The following is a 15,687-nucleotide window of genomic DNA, read 5'->3' on the forward strand; positions in this document are numbered from 1 at the left end:
GGACCCGTTCAGACCATTGCTGAAGTGCCCCGATTTCTCGCGTGAAGCGAGGGGGCTCGAACCCCCGAAAGAGGGATTGACGACAAGTGCTCGACGTCAACTTCTTCGACGAGCTGCGGATCGGCCTTGCCACCGCGGACGACATCCGGACCTGGTCCCACGGCGAAGTGAAGAAGCCGGAGACCATCAACTACCGCACGCTCAAGCCCGAAAAGGACGGACTCTTCTGCGAGAAGATCTTCGGTCCGACCCGGGACTGGGAGTGCTACTGCGGCAAGTACAAGCGTGTCCGCTTCAAGGGCATCATCTGTGAGCGCTGTGGCGTCGAGGTCACTCGCGCCAAGGTGCGCCGTGAGCGCATGGGCCACATCGAGCTTGCCGCTCCCGTCACCCACATCTGGTACTTCAAGGGCGTCCCGTCGCGCCTGGGCTACCTGCTGGACCTCGCGCCGAAGGACCTTGAGAAGGTCATCTACTTCGCCGCGTACATGATCACGTTCGTCGACGAGGAGCGCCGCACGCGCGACCTCCCGTCGCTGGAGGCCCACGTCTCCGTCGAGCGCCAGCAGGTCGAGAACCGTCGCGACTCGGACCTCGAGAACCGCGCCAAGAAGCTCGAGACCGACCTCGGCGAGCTGGAGGCCGAGGGCGCCAAGGCCGACGTGCGCCGCAAGGTGCGCGAAGGTGCCGAGCGTGAGATGAAGCAGCTGCGCGACCGTGCGCAGCGCGAGATCGACCGCCTCGACGAGGTGTGGAGCCGCTTCAAGAACCTCAAGGTCCAGGACCTCGAGGGCGACGAGCTGCTCTACCGCGAGCTGCGTGACCGCTTCGGCACGTACTTCGACGGCTGCATGGGTGCCGCTGCTCTGCAGAAGCGCCTCGAGTCGTTCGACCTCGACGAGGAGGCCGAGCGCCTCCGCGAGATCATCCGTACCGGCAAGGGCCAGAAGAAGACCCGTGCGCTCAAGCGCCTCAAGGTCGTCTCGGCGTTCCTGCAGACCAGCAACAAGCCCAAGGGCATGGTGCTCGACTGCGTGCCGGTCATCCCGCCGGACCTGCGTCCGATGGTGCAGCTGGACGGTGGCCGCTTCGCGACCTCCGACCTGAACGACCTGTACCGCCGTGTGATCAACCGCAACAACCGCCTCAAGCGTCTCCTTGACCTCGGTGCCCCCGAGATCATCGTGAACAACGAGAAGCGGATGCTGCAGGAGGCCGTCGACGCGCTGTTCGACAACGGCCGCCGCGGTCGCCCGGTCACCGGTCCCGGTAACCGCCCGCTCAAGTCCCTCAGCGACATGCTGAAGGGCAAGCAGGGTCGATTCCGTCAGAACCTTCTCGGTAAGCGTGTGGACTACTCCGCGCGTTCCGTGATCGTCGTCGGCCCGCAGCTCAAGCTGCACCAGTGCGGTCTGCCGAAGGCCATGGCGCTGGAGCTCTTCAAGCCGTTCGTGATGAAGCGCCTGGTAGACCTGAACCACGCGCAGAACATCAAGTCGGCCAAGCGCATGGTCGAGCGCGGCCGCACGGTCGTGTACGACGTACTGGAAGAGGTCATCGCCGAGCACCCGGTTCTCCTGAACCGTGCGCCGACGCTGCACCGTCTCGGCATCCAGGCCTTCGAGCCGCAGCTGGTCGAGGGCAAGGCCATCCAGATCCACCCGCTCGTCTGCACCGCGTTCAACGCGGACTTCGACGGTGACCAGATGGCCGTGCACCTGCCGCTCTCCGCGGAGGCGCAGGCCGAGGCCCGCATCCTGATGCTGTCCTCGAACAACATCCTGAAGCCGGCCGACGGTCGTCCCGTCACCATGCCTACGCAGGACATGGTGCTGGGTCTGTTCTTCCTGACCACCGACGGCGAGCTCCGTGACACCAAGGGCGAGGGCCGCGCGTTCGGCTCCACGGCCGAGGCGATCATGGCGTTCGACGCCGGCGAGCTGGCGCTCCAGTCGTCCGTCGACATCCGCTTCCCGGTGGGCACCATCCCGCCGCGTGGCTGGGTGCCGCCGGTCGCCGAGGAGGGCGAGCCCGAGTACCAGCCGGGTGACACCTTCCGCCTGCGCACCAGCCTGGGCCGCGCGCTCTTCAACGAGCTGCTGCCCGAGGACTACCCGTTCGTCGACTACTCGGTCGGCAAGAAGCAGCTCTCCGAGATCGTCAACGACCTCGCCGAGCGCTACCCCAAGGTCATCGTGGCGGCGACGCTCGACAACCTGAAGGCGGCGGGCTTCCACTGGGCCACCCGTTCCGGAGTCACCGTCTCCGTCGCGGACATCGTCGTCCCCGAGGCCAAGAAGGCCATCGTCAAGGGCTACGAGGACCAGGACGAGAAGGTCCAGAAGCAGTACGAGCGCGGTCTGATCACCAAGGACGAGCGCACGCAGGAGCTCATCGCGATCTGGACCAAGGCGACCAACGAGGTTGCCGAGGCGATGAACGCGAACTTCCCCAAGACGAACCCCATCTTCATGATGGTTGACTCGGGTGCCCGAGGAAACATGATGCAGATGCGTCAGATCGCCGGTATGCGTGGTCTGGTGTCCAACGCCAAGAACGAGACGATTCCCCGTCCCATCAAGGCGTCCTTCCGTGAGGGCCTCACCGTTCTGGAGTACTTCATCTCCACGCACGGTGCCCGTAAGGGTCTGGCGGACACCGCCCTGCGTACCGCCGACTCGGGTTACCTGACCCGTCGTCTGGTGGACGTCTCGCAGGACGTGATCATTCGCGAGGAGGACTGCGGCACCGACCGCGGCCTCAAGCTGAAGATCGCGGTCAAGGGTGCCGACGGCGTGCTCCGCAAGACGGACGACGTCGAGACCTCGGTGTACGCCCGCATGCTCGCCGAGGACGTCGTCGTCGACGGCAAGGTCATCGCGCCTGCCAACGTCGACCTCGGTGACGTCCTGATCGACGCCCTGGTGGGCGCCGGCGTCGAGGAGGTCAAGACCCGCTCGGTCCTGACCTGTGAGTCCGCGGTCGGCACCTGTGCCTTCTGCTACGGACGCTCGCTCGCCACCGGCAAGCTGGTCGACATCGGTGAGGCGGTCGGCATCATCGCCGCCCAGTCCATCGGTGAGCCCGGTACCCAGCTGACGATGCGTACCTTCCACACCGGTGGTGTGGCCGGTGACGACATCACCCAGGGTCTGCCCCGAGTCGTCGAGCTCTTCGAAGCCCGTACGCCGAAGGGTGTCGCCCCGATCTCGGAGTCCGCGGGCCGGGTCCGGATCGAGGAGACCGAGAAGACCAAGAAGCTCGTGGTCACGCCGGACGACGGCAGCGACGAGATTCCCTTCCCGATCTCCAAGCGCGCCCGTCTGCTGGTGGGCGAGGGCGACCACGTCGAGGTGGGCCAGAAGCTCACCGTGGGTGCCACCAACCCGCACGACGTGCTGCGGATCCTCGGTCAGCGCGCGGTCCAGGTCCACCTGGTCGGCGAAGTCCAGAAGGTCTACAACTCGCAGGGCGTGTCGATCCACGACAAGCACATCGAGATCATCATCCGGCAGATGCTCCGCCGCGTGACGATCATCGAGTCCGGCGACGCGGAACTGCTGCCGGGCGAGCTCGTCGAGCGTTCGAAGTTCGAGACCGAGAACCGTCGTGTGGTCCAGGAGAGCGGTCACCCCGCCTCCGGCCGACCGCAGCTGATGGGTATCACCAAGGCCTCGCTGGCGACGGAGTCGTGGCTGTCCGCGGCTTCCTTCCAGGAGACGACCAGGGTCCTGACGGACGCGGCGATCAACGCCAAGTCCGACTCCCTGATCGGCCTCAAGGAGAACGTCATCATCGGTAAGCTCATCCCGGCCGGTACGGGTCTGTCCCGCTACCGCAACATCCGGGTCGAGCCGACCGAGGAGGCCAAGGCCGCGATGTACTCGGCCGTCGGCTACGACGACATCGACTACTCGCCGTTCGGCACGGGCTCCGGCCAGGCCGTTCCGCTGGAGGACTACGACTACGGTCCGTACAACCAGTAAGCGAGTCGCTTGATACGACCGGAGGGCGGTCATCCCGTTACGGGGTGGCCGCCCTTCGGCGTGCGATGCGTCACTCCGGCGGGATGCGGCGTACGGTGGTTACAGCCCGGGAGGGCGCTGAGAGGCCCGTGAGGGGCCCTGTGGCACGCCGTACGGGTCAGGGCAAGCCGGACGGCCGGCCGGGCGTGTCGGGGCGGACAGCATTTGTTTTGACCGGAGTCGATGAGGTAGGTACGCTCAGACCTTGTGCCTGGGGTGTGCCTGGGCTCGTGTGCGTGTCCTCAACCGCACGGCGAGTCCGTCTTTGGCCACCGCAATCTGTGCTTCCACTGCTCCAGGGGAGTGGCCCGCAGTATTCGACACACCCGACCGCGTGGGTCGGTGGGTGTTCCAGGTTAGTTTCACCGACGGCACACAGAAACCGGAGAAGTAGTGCCTACGATTCAGCAGCTGGTCCGGAAGGGCCGGCAGGACAAGGTCGAGAAGAACAAGACGCCCGCGCTCGAGGGTTCGCCCCAGCGCCGCGGCGTCTGCACGCGTGTGTTCACGACCACCCCGAAGAAGCCGAACTCCGCGCTCCGGAAGGTCGCACGTGTGCGTCTGACCTCCGGCATCGAGGTCACGGCCTACATCCCGGGTGAGGGACACAACCTGCAGGAGCACTCCATCGTGCTCGTGCGTGGTGGCCGTGTGAAGGACCTGCCGGGTGTTCGTTACAAGATCATCCGCGGCTCCCTTGACACCCAGGGTGTCAAGAACCGCAAGCAGGCCCGCAGCCGCTACGGCGCCAAGAAGGAGAAGTAAGAATGCCTCGTAAGGGCCCCGCCCCGAAGCGCCCGGTCATCATTGACCCGGTCTATGGTTCTCCTCTTGTCACGTCGCTGATCAACAAGATCCTGCTCAACGGCAAGCGCTCCACCGCCGAGCGGATCGTGTACGGCGCCATGGAAGGCCTCCGCGAGAAGACCGGCGCTGACCCGGTCATCACGCTGAAGCGCGCGCTTGAGAACGTCAAGCCCTCGCTCGAGGTCAAGTCCCGCCGTGTCGGTGGCGCCACCTACCAGGTGCCGATCGAGGTCAAGCCCGGTCGTGCCGCCACCCTGGCGCTGCGCTGGGTCGTCGGTTACTCCCGTGCCCGTCGCGAGAAGACGATGACCGAGCGGCTCATGAACGAGCTGCTCGACGCCTCCAACGGTCTTGGCGCTGCCGTCAAGAAGCGCGAGGACACCCACAAGATGGCCGAGTCGAACAAGGCCTTCGCGCACTACCGCTGGTAGTCGCTTACCCCATCGAGACCGAGAGAAGATTGAGCCTTATGGCCACCACTTCGCTTGACCTGGCCAAGGTCCGCAACATTGGGATCATGGCCCACATCGACGCGGGCAAGACGACCACCACTGAGCGGATCCTCTTCTACACCGGCGTTTCGTACAAGATCGGTGAAGTCCACGACGGCGCTGCCACGATGGACTGGATGGAGCAGGAGCAGGAGCGCGGCATCACGATCACGTCCGCCGCGACGACCTGTCACTGGCCGCTCAATGATGTTGACCACACCATCAACATCATCGACACCCCGGGTCACGTCGACTTCACCGTCGAGGTGGAGCGTTCGCTCCGCGTCCTCGACGGTGCCGTCACCGTGTTCGACGGTGTTGCCGGCGTCGAGCCGCAGTCCGAGACCGTGTGGCGTCAGGCGGACCGCTACGGCGTGCCGCGTATCTGCTTCGTCAACAAGCTCGACCGCACCGGTGCCGACTTCTTCCGTTGTGTCGACATGATCGTCGCGCGCCTCGGCGCCGTTCCGATCGTCATGCAGCTCCCCATCGGCGCCGAGGCGGACTTCACGGGCGTCGTCGACCTCGTGTCGATGAAGGCCTTCGTGTACCCCGAAGAGGCCGCCAAGGGCGAGATGTACAACGTCGTCGAGATCCCGGACAACCTGAAGGAGGCCGCCGAGGAATGGCGCGGCAAGCTCCTTGAGGCCGTCTCGGAGAACGACGACGCCATGATGGAGCTGTACCTGGAGGGCGAGGAGCCCACCCAGGAGCAGCTGCACGAGGCGATCCGCCGGATCACCCTCGCGTCGAAGGGCACCGCGGACTCCGTCACGGTCACCCCGGTGTTCTGTGGCACGGCGTTCAAGAACAAGGGCGTTCAGCCCCTGCTCGACGCGGTCGTCCGCTACCTGCCTTCCCCCCTGGACGTCGAGGCCATCGAGGGCCACGACGTCAAGGACCCGGAGAAGGTCATCTCGCGCAAGCCTTCGGACGACGAGCCGTTCTCCGGCCTGGCGTTCAAGATCGCGAGCGACCCGCACCTGGGCAAGCTCACCTTCGTCCGGATCTACTCCGGTCGCCTCGAGGCCGGCACCGCGGTGCTGAACTCGGTCAAGGGCAAGAAGGAGCGCATCGGCAAGATCTACCGCATGCACGCGAACAAGCGTGAGGAGATCGCGTCGGTGGGCGCCGGTGACATCATCGCCGTCATGGGCCTGAAGCAGACCACCACCGGTGAGACGCTGTGTGACGACAAGAACCCGGTCATCCTGGAGTCCATGGACTTCCCGGCGCCGGTCATTCAGGTCGCCATCGAGCCCAAGTCCAAGGGTGACCAGGAGAAGCTGGGTGTCGCCATCCAGCGCCTCTCCGAGGAGGACCCGTCCTTCCAGGTGCACTCCGACGAGGAGACCGGCCAGACCATCATCGGTGGTATGGGTGAGCTTCACCTCGAGGTGCTCGTCGACCGCATGAAGCGCGAGTTCCGCGTCGAGGCGAACGTCGGCAAGCCGCAGGTCGCGTACCGCGAGACGATCCGCAAGGCCGTCGAGCGCATCGACTTCACGCACAAGAAGCAGACTGGTGGTACCGGCCAGTTCGCGAAGGTGCAGATCGCCATCGAGCCCATCGAGGGTGGCGACGCGTCCTACGAGTTCGTCAACAAGGTCACCGGTGGCCGCATCCCCCGTGAGTACATTCCTTCGGTGGACGCGGGTGCTCAGGAAGCCATGCAGTTCGGCATCCTGGCCGGTTACGAGATGGTCGGCGTCCGCGTCACCCTTCTCGACGGTGGTTACCACGAGGTCGACTCCTCGGAGCTGGCCTTCAAGATCGCCGGTTCGCAGGCGTTCAAGGAGGGTGCCCGCAAGGCGTCCCCCGTGCTCCTGGAGCCGATGATGGCCGTCGAGGTCACCACGCCCGAGGACTACATGGGCGATGTCATCGGCGACCTCAACTCCCGCCGTGGCCAGATCCAGGCCATGGAGGAGCGCAGCGGCGCTCGCGTCGTGAAGGGCCTCGTGCCCCTCTCGGAGATGTTCGGCTACGTCGGAGACCTCCGCAGCAAGACCTCGGGTCGCGCAAGCTACTCGATGCAGTTCGACTCCTACGCCGAGGTTCCGCGGAACGTCGCCGAGGAGATCATCGCGAAGGCCAAGGGCGAGTAACTCCCCGAGTTGACGCTTTAGGCTTATCACCGGAGCCTGGTGGGGCATTTGACGCGGCGCGCAAGCAATGCGTCGAATGCCCCCGGCCCCGGCATCCCAGCAAAGATCACCTGGCGCCGATGAAGCAAGGCGTACAGAACCACTCCGCAGGAGGACCCAGTGGCGAAGGCAAAGTTCGAGCGGACTAAGCCGCACGTCAACATCGGCACCATCGGTCACATTGACCACGGTAAGACGACCCTCACGGCCGCCATTACCAAGGTGCTGCACGACGCGTACCCGGACCTGAACGAGGCCTCGGCCTTCGACCAGATCGACAAGGCTCCCGAAGAGCGCCAGCGCGGTATCACCATCTCCATCGCGCACGTCGAGTACCAGACGGAGTCGCGTCACTACGCGCACGTCGACTGCCCGGGTCACGCCGACTACATCAAGAACATGATCACGGGTGCGGCGCAGATGGACGGCGCCATCCTCGTTGTCGCCGCCACCGACGGCCCGATGCCGCAGACCAAGGAGCACGTGCTCCTGGCCCGCCAGGTCGGCGTTCCGTACATCGTCGTCGCGCTGAACAAGGCCGACATGGTGGACGACGAGGAGATCCTGGAGCTCGTCGAGCTCGAGGTTCGTGAGCTCCTCTCCGAGTACGAGTTCCCGGGCGACGACCTTCCGGTCGTCAAGGTCTCGGCGCTCAAGGCTCTTGAGGGCGACGCCGAGTGGGGCCAGACCGTTCTCGACCTGATGAAGGCCGTCGACGAGTCCATCCCGCAGCCCGAGCGTGACGTCGAGAAGCCGTTCCTGATGCCGATCGAGGACGTCTTCACGATCACCGGTCGTGGCACCGTCGTCACCGGTCGTATCGAGCGTGGTGTCCTCAAGGTCAACGAGACCGTCGACATCGTCGGTATCAAGACCGAGAAGACCACCACCACGGTCACCGGCATCGAGATGTTCCGCAAGCTGCTCGACGAGGGCCAGGCCGGTGAGAACGTCGGTCTGCTCCTCCGTGGCATCAAGCGCGAGGACGTCGAGCGCGGCCAGGTCATCATCAAGCCGGGTTCGGTCACGCCGCACACCGACTTCCAGGCCCAGGCCTACATCCTGTCGAAGGACGAGGGTGGCCGTCACACCCCCTTCTTCAACAACTACCGCCCGCAGTTCTACTTCCGTACCACGGACGTGACGGGCGTTGTGACCCTTCCCGAGGGCACCGAGATGGTCATGCCGGGTGACAACACCCTCATGGACGTCGCGCTGATCCAGCCGGTCGCCATGGAAGAGGGCCTGAAGTTCGCCATCCGTGAGGGTGGCCGGACCGTGGGCGCCGGCCAGGTCACCAAGATCCTCAAGTAAGTCCTTGAGCGTCTGATCTGGTAGCTCCGCACAAGAGCACCAGAAGGGCCCCGTCCCACCGCGCGAGCGGTGGGACGGGGCCCTTCGTCGTTCCTAGAGTGTGTGAGGGTGGCGCACCATGAACACGTCGATCGCGTCCTCGCGTTCCGTGGCGAATCCGTACCGCTCGTAGAGTCGTCGGGCCGCGCTGCCCTGGAGCACGTTGAGGCGGACCGGCGCTCCGTCGGCGTCCGTACGTTCCAGCAGTGTGCTCAGGACGGCCGAGCCGATGCCCTGTCCCTGGAGCCTCTCGTCGAGGAAGAAGCTCTCCAGGCACCAGCCGTCATCGAAGGGGCGGAGGGTGACGCTGCCGGCGAAGCGGCCTTCGACGACGATCACCGAGGTGTGCTCGGGCACGTAGCTGTCCCGGAACCTCTGTCGCACCCGGTGCTCGTCGTAGCGGCCGAGGCGGGTCAGGTCGGGGCGCATCACGACGGCCCGGATCTCGGCTATGGCCTCGACGTCGTCGGGGGTGGCGGGGCGCAGGGCCCAGCTGTGGGTGGTACGTACATGCATGGCGGGAGTCTGTCAGAGCGCGGGTGCCCGGTGGCCGGGCAGGCGGCACCAGGAAATGCTCTATATCTGCCTAAAGTGGGCGCATGTGCCACTACTGCGGCTGCCGTGAGATCCCGTTGATCAAGGAGTTCATCGCGGAGCACGAGTCCGTCACCGACCTGGCGGGAGGCGCCCTGCGCGCCCTGGACTCCGGCGACCGGGACTCCGCGGCGGAACTGGTGGCCCGGATGGAGCGGGAGTTGCGGGCCCATTGGCAGGGGGAGGAGCAGGGGTTGTTCGAGGTGATGAGCGGCGACGCGGAGTACGCCGGCTACATCGACGCACTGGTGCGGGAGCATCGCGAACTCGCCGCGTTCCTCGGCCGGGTCGATCTGGGCCGCAGCGAGGACGTCGTACGGCTGCGGGAAGCGGTCGACGAGCTGTACCACCACATCGCGAAGGAGGAGGACGGCCTCTTCCCGGCCTCGCTCACCGCGCTGTCCGGTGACGAGTGGGACCGCTCGATGAAGGCTTGGCGCAGGGCGCACCCGGACGCACGCGGGGGCCTCGGACGATAGCGGGGCGGGGATCGGGCCCAGGCGGTGCCCCGGCACGCGGTCAGGGTCCGTGCGACAGGTCGGAGAAGCGCACACCGTGCCGCACACGCAGGCGTCGCAGTTGCCAGTAGGCGAGGAAGACCAGCGTCACCGGGCCGGTGAGGCCGAGGATCAGGCGCACCGCCATGGGGACCTTGTCGTACATCGGGTCGCCGAGCGTGGGCAGGGTCAGGCAGAGCATGAAGAACGTGGGCAGCAGGACCGGCAGGCTGTCGTTGACGTCGGCGGTACGCCCTCCGTTGAGGACGAGCAGCAGCAGGCCGTACAGGCCGAAGGAGCCCGTCCACAGGCCGCCGACGGCGGACAGGGGTGAGTTCGGCGGCCAGTCGGAGAGGCTGGTCCGGAAGAAGACCATCCAGGACGCGCACGTGAGGACGTAGGCGAGGAGCGGGCCGCGCCACATCTTGGCCGCGGCCCACTTCCGGCCCTTGGGCGCCCACGCGACGGCTATGCCGCAGAGGTTGAAGACCATCAGCATGGAGCCGGCCGTGTAGGTGAAGCTCTGCCAGACGCGGCCGGGGATCTCGTTCATCGGCACGAGGCCGATGGCCAGCCAGGCGGCGACGGTCAGGGCGAGGCCGAGTGCACCGCGCCAGATCTGCGCCCTGCCGAGCACACGGTCCCTGACCCGCTCGGGGTGGGTCGGTGAGCACAGGCGGTGCGCGGTGACCACCGGCACCAGCCAGCCCAGCCACCACAGGACACCGCGCCGCGCGCGGGGGACGACTCGGAAGAGAGGTGCGGGAGTCCGGCGGGGAGGTGCCCCCGGTGGCGGCACAGTCGGACGTCTCGTACCCGGTTGCGCCATCGTTGCCCCCCGTGGCCGGTGTCCGAACCACTGTAGGGAAACGCGGAGTTGGCGTCGTCAGGGATTCACCGGACAGGGACCGCCGGGCCGCGGTGCGGTTCAGGCCGGCTGGAGGGAACTGCGTCGCGGGGCCGGGCGGCCTCCGCTCCGACGTCGTCGGCGCCCGCTCCCGCGGCCGGCTTCGCGCCGGGTGCGCGGGCGGGGTCCGTCCCTCGGGCCGGGCGCCGACTCCCTATATACGTACCGGCGCCAGCGACGCCCCCCGGATGCCCCGCAGCACCTCCGCCCCGATCTCCGCCAGCCGGTGGGCCGGTGGCGGGGTCGTGCCGAGCCCGATCGCGTACCCCGTGCGGTCGCCGACGGTGAGCGGGCGCGGCCAGATGCGGCAGTCGGCGGCGCCGGCAGCGGCGAGCGCGGCGGTCAGGGCCAGGAGGCGGCCGCGCAGCCGCCCCTCGTCCGGGCCGTCCGGGGGCGCGGAGGCGAGGGCCCAGGAAGGGTGCAGGTCAGGGAGGTGCGGCGGTGCGCACAGCAGCGACCGCGGGCCGGAGCCGTCTTCCGCGGCCTCCACGATCTCCCAGGCCCGGTACAGCTCCACGGCAAGGAGATCGCGGCCCGCGGCGGAGACCTGTGCGGTGCAGGAGCGCACCGGGGCGGTCGGGGTCAGCACCGTGACCGGTGCCCCGGACGGGGTCGCCGGGCCCACCGGAGCCGTCGGGGTCAGCACCGTGACCGGGCCCCCGGCGGGTCCTGGACCCACCGCATCGTTCCAGTCCCACGCCGCCCACGTGGCGAAGAAGTGCCGGAGCAGCGCGAGGGGCGGCAGGCTGCCTGCCTCGTGTGCGGTACGGGCCGCGAGTACGGACCAGGCGAGGCCCGGCAGACCGCCGCAGGGCGCGGAGTCCAGGCCCCTCGCCGCGGCCCACGCCTTGACGTCCCGGGCGAGAGCGGCGAACGCGTCCCGGTGCGGATCCGCCGCCGCGAGCACCGCTTCGGCGTCGCTCACCGCGCTCAGCGCGACCGCCGCCGCGTCGCCCAGCTCGGCGCGGCGGGTCACCGCCTCGGCGGGGGAGAGGGTGCCGCTCGCCACGGTGACCAGGTCGACCCGGAGGCCGTCGGCGTACCAGCGCAGGCCGGGCACGCGGGCGCCGGACACCTCGCGCAGGTCCCTCGCCTCCGGGAACGCGGCGGCCAGCGACCCTCGTACGCCTGCCGGATCGGGGGCACCCGGCAGCGCCGCCACCAGGTCCAGGTCCGCGTCCGGCAGCGCGCAGCCCATCCGCCGCGAGCCGACGACGTGGATGCGGGCGCCGGGGAGGGCGGTGGCGACCCGCTCGGCGACGAGACCCGCATCGGCGGCCGGTGCGGGCGGGCCCAGCTCCACCCGTACCCCGAAGTGGTCGGAGACGTACAGCCCCTCCGGGTCCGGCACCTCGCCGGTCAGTACCGCTGACCTGGCGCGCAGCCGTTCCGTACGCCGCAGGACCCTGTCCAGCCGGGAGACGCGGCCGGACAGGGAGGAGATCGCGGCGAGGGGGTTCACGGACGGGTCGAAGGTGGGGGTGGTGTCGGCGGGGCCGTGCACCTCGGTCCACGCGTCCGTCATCGCCAGCCGGGTCTGCGGGTGGTCCCCGCCGTCGTTGAAATCGCCCACGAGCAGCAGCTCGCCCTCGATCCCGGCCAACCCCGTTGCCAGGTCGCCCAGTTCGGCGGCGCGGCGGGTGGCACCGTCGGGGGAGTGGTCGCTGCTGAGGTGGGTCACGGCCACCGTGACGGGGCCCTCGGCCGTCTCGACGACAGCCGCGGTCACCGCCTTGTGCGGGCCGAGGACGTGCAGAGCCGCCTCGCTCACGGGCAGCCGGCTGAGCAGCAGCAGTCCGCAGTCCGGTACGTCATGGCCCGCCGGGTCGGTGGCGACGACGTACCCGGCCCGTATCCAGTCGCAGTCGAGCAGCAGCCCCAGTAGCGCGGGCTCCACCTCCTGGAGCGCGATGACGTCCGCGTCCGCCGCGTGCAGGGCGTCCAGCAGGAGCGGGCGGCGCCGAGCGGTGTCGATGCGGTCGCTGTCGTACCGGTCCCAGAGGGTGTTCCAGGTGAGGACCGTCAGCGCGGCGGACGGGCCCGGTGAGCCGGGGGATGCCGGTTCCCAGGAGCCCGTGACCGGGGAGAAGGCGTGCGGGGTGCGGGAGGTGAAGCAGGGGGACGGCAGTCGGCGCGGGGTCCGGATCCGGCCCGCGTCCGCGGTGTCGATCCGGTCGGTGCCCGTGGAGCGGTCCCACACCACTTCGCCGTCCGCCTCGAAGAACAGCACCCGGTGCCACGGGATGTCCCCGCCCGGCGTGAACCGCTCCAGCGGCACCCGCTTGGAGTCCCGCCCGCGCTGGGCGACCCCCAGGACGAAGCGCGCCGGGTCGAACCGGGCGTCCCAGCGGACCCGGTGGTAGATCTCCTCGCTCGTACGCATCAGGTCCGGTCCTCCACGGTTCCGCTCGTGCCGATGTACCAGGTGCGGTGGGCCCGGCCGGGATACGGGGGGACGAAGCGGTGCAGCTGGGAGGAGAGGACCGCCGGGGGTACCGGGTGGGCGCGCCGGTTGTTGCGCGCGGTCAGCTCGTCCGCGCCCACCCATGCCACGGCGTGGGTGATCAGGGCGTCCCGGCGGTGGGCGACGGCATGCACCAGGGAGCGCTGGTGCGGGTTGAGCGAGGTGGCGTCCCAGACCACCGTCGCGCCGGGGACGAGGGCGGCGTCCAGGCGCCGCAGCCCCTCGCGCAGCACGTCCGCGTTGGCGCTCTGGCCGGACCGCGAGCCGCGGGACTCGCGCAGGTCGTCGAGCGAGAGGTACGTGGCGACGCCCGGCAGAGCGCGGCCGAAGGTGCTCTTGCCGCTGCCGGAGGGGCCGGCGAGGTGGATCAGGCGCGGGAAGTCGCCGGACCGCCATCGCCAGGTCGCGGCGACCGCCTCCTGCGCGGTGGTGACGCGGCCCAGCGCGTACGCCTCGCGGGCCTGCGCCAGGCAGCGGGCCGCGGCCTCCGGCTCCAGGTCCGCGAAGGCCTCGGGCAGGCCGGACGGCTCCGCCACATCCGCCGCGTGCAGCGCCGACCACTCCACCTGCTCGCGGGCCTCGGGCCCGTCAGCCAGCACCCCGGCCAGCGCGTGCAGGACCGGCAGGTCGGCGGCGAGCGACATGCGCGCCAGGCCGCCGTGGCGCTCCTCGTCCGGACAGGGGCGGTGCAGCGCGGGGTACAGGCCGACCAGGTCGGCGGTCCGCCGGGCGAGCGGCATCCCGAGCGGTCCGGCGAGCGCCGGCGCGAGGGCCGCCCGGCGGGTGCGGTGGAGCAGGGCGGCGAGCACCCCGGTCAGCCGGTCGTCACCCGTACTGCCCAGCGCGTCCAGGGCGTCGGCCGTCGCGAGGGCCGCCGCCGCGTCGCCCGGACCGGTGCCCGCGGCGACGGCGAGCGCCGCCGGGTCCACCGGGGCGCCCGAGCGCACGGCCCACAGGGCGGCGGCGGGTCCCAGCCCGTTCTCCACCACCGCCGCGTGCATCCAGTGCGTGTCCGTCGTCACGTGGCCCGGCCGCACCCACTTGGCCACCCGCCGCCCGAACGCCGCGGCCGGAAAGCCTTCGACGGGGCGGACGACGTATCCCTCCTGGCGTTCCGTGTCCGGCTTCAGCGCACGCAGCGCCTTCTCGGCCCGGGCGTCGAACACGCCGCGCCACAGCACCGGCGGAGTCGGGATGCCGAGGTCGCGCAGGAAGTCCACGGTCCGGTCCCAGTCCAGGCAGCGGTCCCCGTCCCAGACGGAGAAGCCGTAGAAGTGGCTCGCCAGGTCCTCGTACGGGATCGAGTGGCGGGCGAACACGTTTTCGCCGCAAATCCGCCACCCTGCCGGAATGCGGGGGCCGACGCGGCTCTGGAGCGCCTTGGCCCGGTTCCGGGAGGGGTGGTGCGCGGAGTCGAGGGAGCGGGCGTGCAGCCCGTCCGCGTACAACGTGGTGTTCTCGCCGTCGAGCTTCTCGGTGACGACGACCTCGCAGCCGGTCAGCCCGGCGAGGTCGGTGATCCGCACGTCGTCCGAGGTGGCCCCGGGTGACCAGGGCAGATGCGCGGTCCGCGGATAATGCGTACGCATGTTCCCTGCCCCCGTCGGTCGCCGTCCCGGCCGGTCACTGTAGGGGCGGGGGCCGGTGGCACTCGACCGAATATCCGGATCGGGCGGTCGCGGTTCGTGCCTGCGTTTGACCACGGCGGCGCGGGGGGTAAGATCCTCCGCCCGATTGGCCAGGCTCATGCGCCGTATGGCACACTAGCCAGGTTGCTCGGTTGAGTGTCAATGCTGCGCGCCTCCCGCCGGGAGGACCGGAAGCGAGTCCCACAGTACTCGTCGGCCCTGTAAGGGCCGGACGTACGGGAATCTTTCGGGAAGCGTACGTGTGGCACCGGCCAGGCGCCCGGTGGGGTTCCTCCCCCGGCAGCGCGGTCTCAGGCCCGCACCCCCTTGGTTGGGATCTTCTTCGGGAGATTTTCGTAGAGGGGATGCGACACGCCCGACCGCGTGGGTCGGAGGCGGAGTTACCAGAACCTCGGGTTCCAGAGCGTTACGAGAGACAGGACTACTAGTAGCCATGGCGGGACAGAAGATCCGCATCCGGCTCAAGGCCTACGACCACGAGGTCATCGACTCCTCGGCGAAGAAGATCGTCGAGACGGTGACCCGCACTGGTGCGTCGGTCGCGGGCCCGGTGCCGCTGCCCACTGAGAAGAACGTGTACTGCGTCATCAAGTCGCCGCACAAGTACAAGGACTCTCGCGAGCACTTCGAGATGCGGACGCACAAGCGCCTCATCGACATTCTCGACCCCACGCCCAAGACGGTTGACTCGCTGATGCGCCTCGACCTGCCGGCTGGCGTCGACATCGAGATCAAGCTCTGAGGGGACGGGCC

11 protein-coding genes are annotated in these 15,687 nt (G+C 68.8%); 7 read left to right on the forward strand and 4 right to left on the reverse strand.

What is annotated here, in order from left to right; all coding sequences use genetic code 11:
- The first annotated feature begins 86 nt into the window (after positions 1 to 86).
- The 5 genes from ACGFZA_RS01125 (at position 87) to tuf (ending at position 8,784) form a co-directional block, all read left to right on the forward strand.
- Positions 87 to 3,986, forward strand: a complete 3,900-nt coding sequence (locus ACGFZA_RS01125) for a DNA-directed RNA polymerase subunit beta' (RefSeq protein WP_266781646.1) — start codon at positions 87 to 89, stop codon at positions 3,984 to 3,986.
- Between the two features lie 432 nt (positions 3,987 to 4,418).
- Complete coding sequence (gene rpsL / locus ACGFZA_RS01130; RefSeq protein ID WP_003948652.1) at positions 4,419 to 4,790, forward strand: 30S ribosomal protein S12; 372 nt, start codon at positions 4,419 to 4,421, stop codon at positions 4,788 to 4,790.
- A 2-nt stretch (positions 4,791 to 4,792) separates the two neighbouring features.
- Complete coding sequence (gene rpsG, locus ACGFZA_RS01135; RefSeq protein ID WP_014047773.1) at positions 4,793 to 5,263, forward strand: 30S ribosomal protein S7; 471 nt, start codon at positions 4,793 to 4,795, stop codon at positions 5,261 to 5,263.
- A 38-nt stretch (positions 5,264 to 5,301) separates the two neighbouring features.
- Positions 5,302 to 7,431, forward strand: a complete 2,130-nt coding sequence (fusA, locus tag ACGFZA_RS01140; RefSeq protein WP_385274746.1) for an elongation factor G — start codon at positions 5,302 to 5,304, stop codon at positions 7,429 to 7,431.
- Between the two features lie 159 nt (positions 7,432 to 7,590).
- A complete protein-coding gene (gene tuf / locus ACGFZA_RS01145; protein ID WP_136328443.1) occupies positions 7,591 to 8,784 on the forward strand; it encodes an elongation factor Tu in 1,194 nt (397 codons plus the stop codon).
- 93 nt (positions 8,785 to 8,877) lie between these two features.
- Here the strand turns inward: tuf and ACGFZA_RS01150 are convergent, their stop codons facing one another.
- A complete protein-coding gene (locus tag ACGFZA_RS01150) occupies positions 8,878 to 9,339 on the reverse strand; it encodes a GNAT family N-acetyltransferase (protein WP_393676344.1) in 462 nt (153 codons plus the stop codon).
- An 83-nt stretch (positions 9,340 to 9,422) separates the two neighbouring features.
- On the opposite strand from ACGFZA_RS01150, the gene ACGFZA_RS01155 reads away from it, so the two are divergent.
- Positions 9,423 to 9,896: a hemerythrin domain-containing protein gene (locus ACGFZA_RS01155; protein WP_385274739.1), complete on the forward strand. Its 474-nt coding sequence runs from the start codon at positions 9,423 to 9,425 to the stop codon at positions 9,894 to 9,896.
- Between the two features lie 40 nt (positions 9,897 to 9,936).
- Here the strand turns inward: ACGFZA_RS01155 and ACGFZA_RS01160 are convergent, their stop codons facing one another.
- The 3 genes from ACGFZA_RS01160 to ACGFZA_RS01170 all read right to left on the reverse strand — a co-directional run bounded on the left by ACGFZA_RS01160 (position 9,937) and on the right by ACGFZA_RS01170 (position 14,874).
- Positions 9,937 to 10,608: a hypothetical protein gene (locus ACGFZA_RS01160; RefSeq protein WP_393676347.1), complete on the reverse strand. Its 672-nt coding sequence runs from the start codon at positions 10,606 to 10,608 to the stop codon at positions 9,937 to 9,939.
- Positions 10,609 to 10,975: 367 nt separating this feature from the next.
- Positions 10,976 to 13,204: a poly(A) polymerase gene (locus ACGFZA_RS01165; protein ID WP_393676349.1), complete on the reverse strand. Its 2,229-nt coding sequence runs from the start codon at positions 13,202 to 13,204 to the stop codon at positions 10,976 to 10,978.
- A complete protein-coding gene (locus tag ACGFZA_RS01170; RefSeq protein ID WP_393676351.1) occupies positions 13,204 to 14,874 on the reverse strand; it encodes an RNA ligase family protein in 1,671 nt (556 codons plus the stop codon). Before ACGFZA_RS01170 ends, ACGFZA_RS01165 begins: the two co-directional genes overlap by 1 nt.
- A gap of 493 nt (positions 14,875 to 15,367) precedes the next feature.
- Here ACGFZA_RS01170 and rpsJ point away from each other — a divergent pair, with 493 nt between their 5' ends.
- On the forward strand, positions 15,368 to 15,676 hold the full coding sequence (gene rpsJ / locus ACGFZA_RS01175; RefSeq protein ID WP_003948644.1) for a 30S ribosomal protein S10: 309 nt from the start codon (positions 15,368 to 15,370) through the stop codon (positions 15,674 to 15,676).
- Positions 15,677 to 15,687 lie beyond the last annotated feature (11 nt).

Source organism: Streptomyces sp. NPDC048211, assembly GCF_043202315.1.
Lineage (GTDB): Bacteria > Actinomycetota > Actinomycetes > Streptomycetales > Streptomycetaceae > Streptomyces.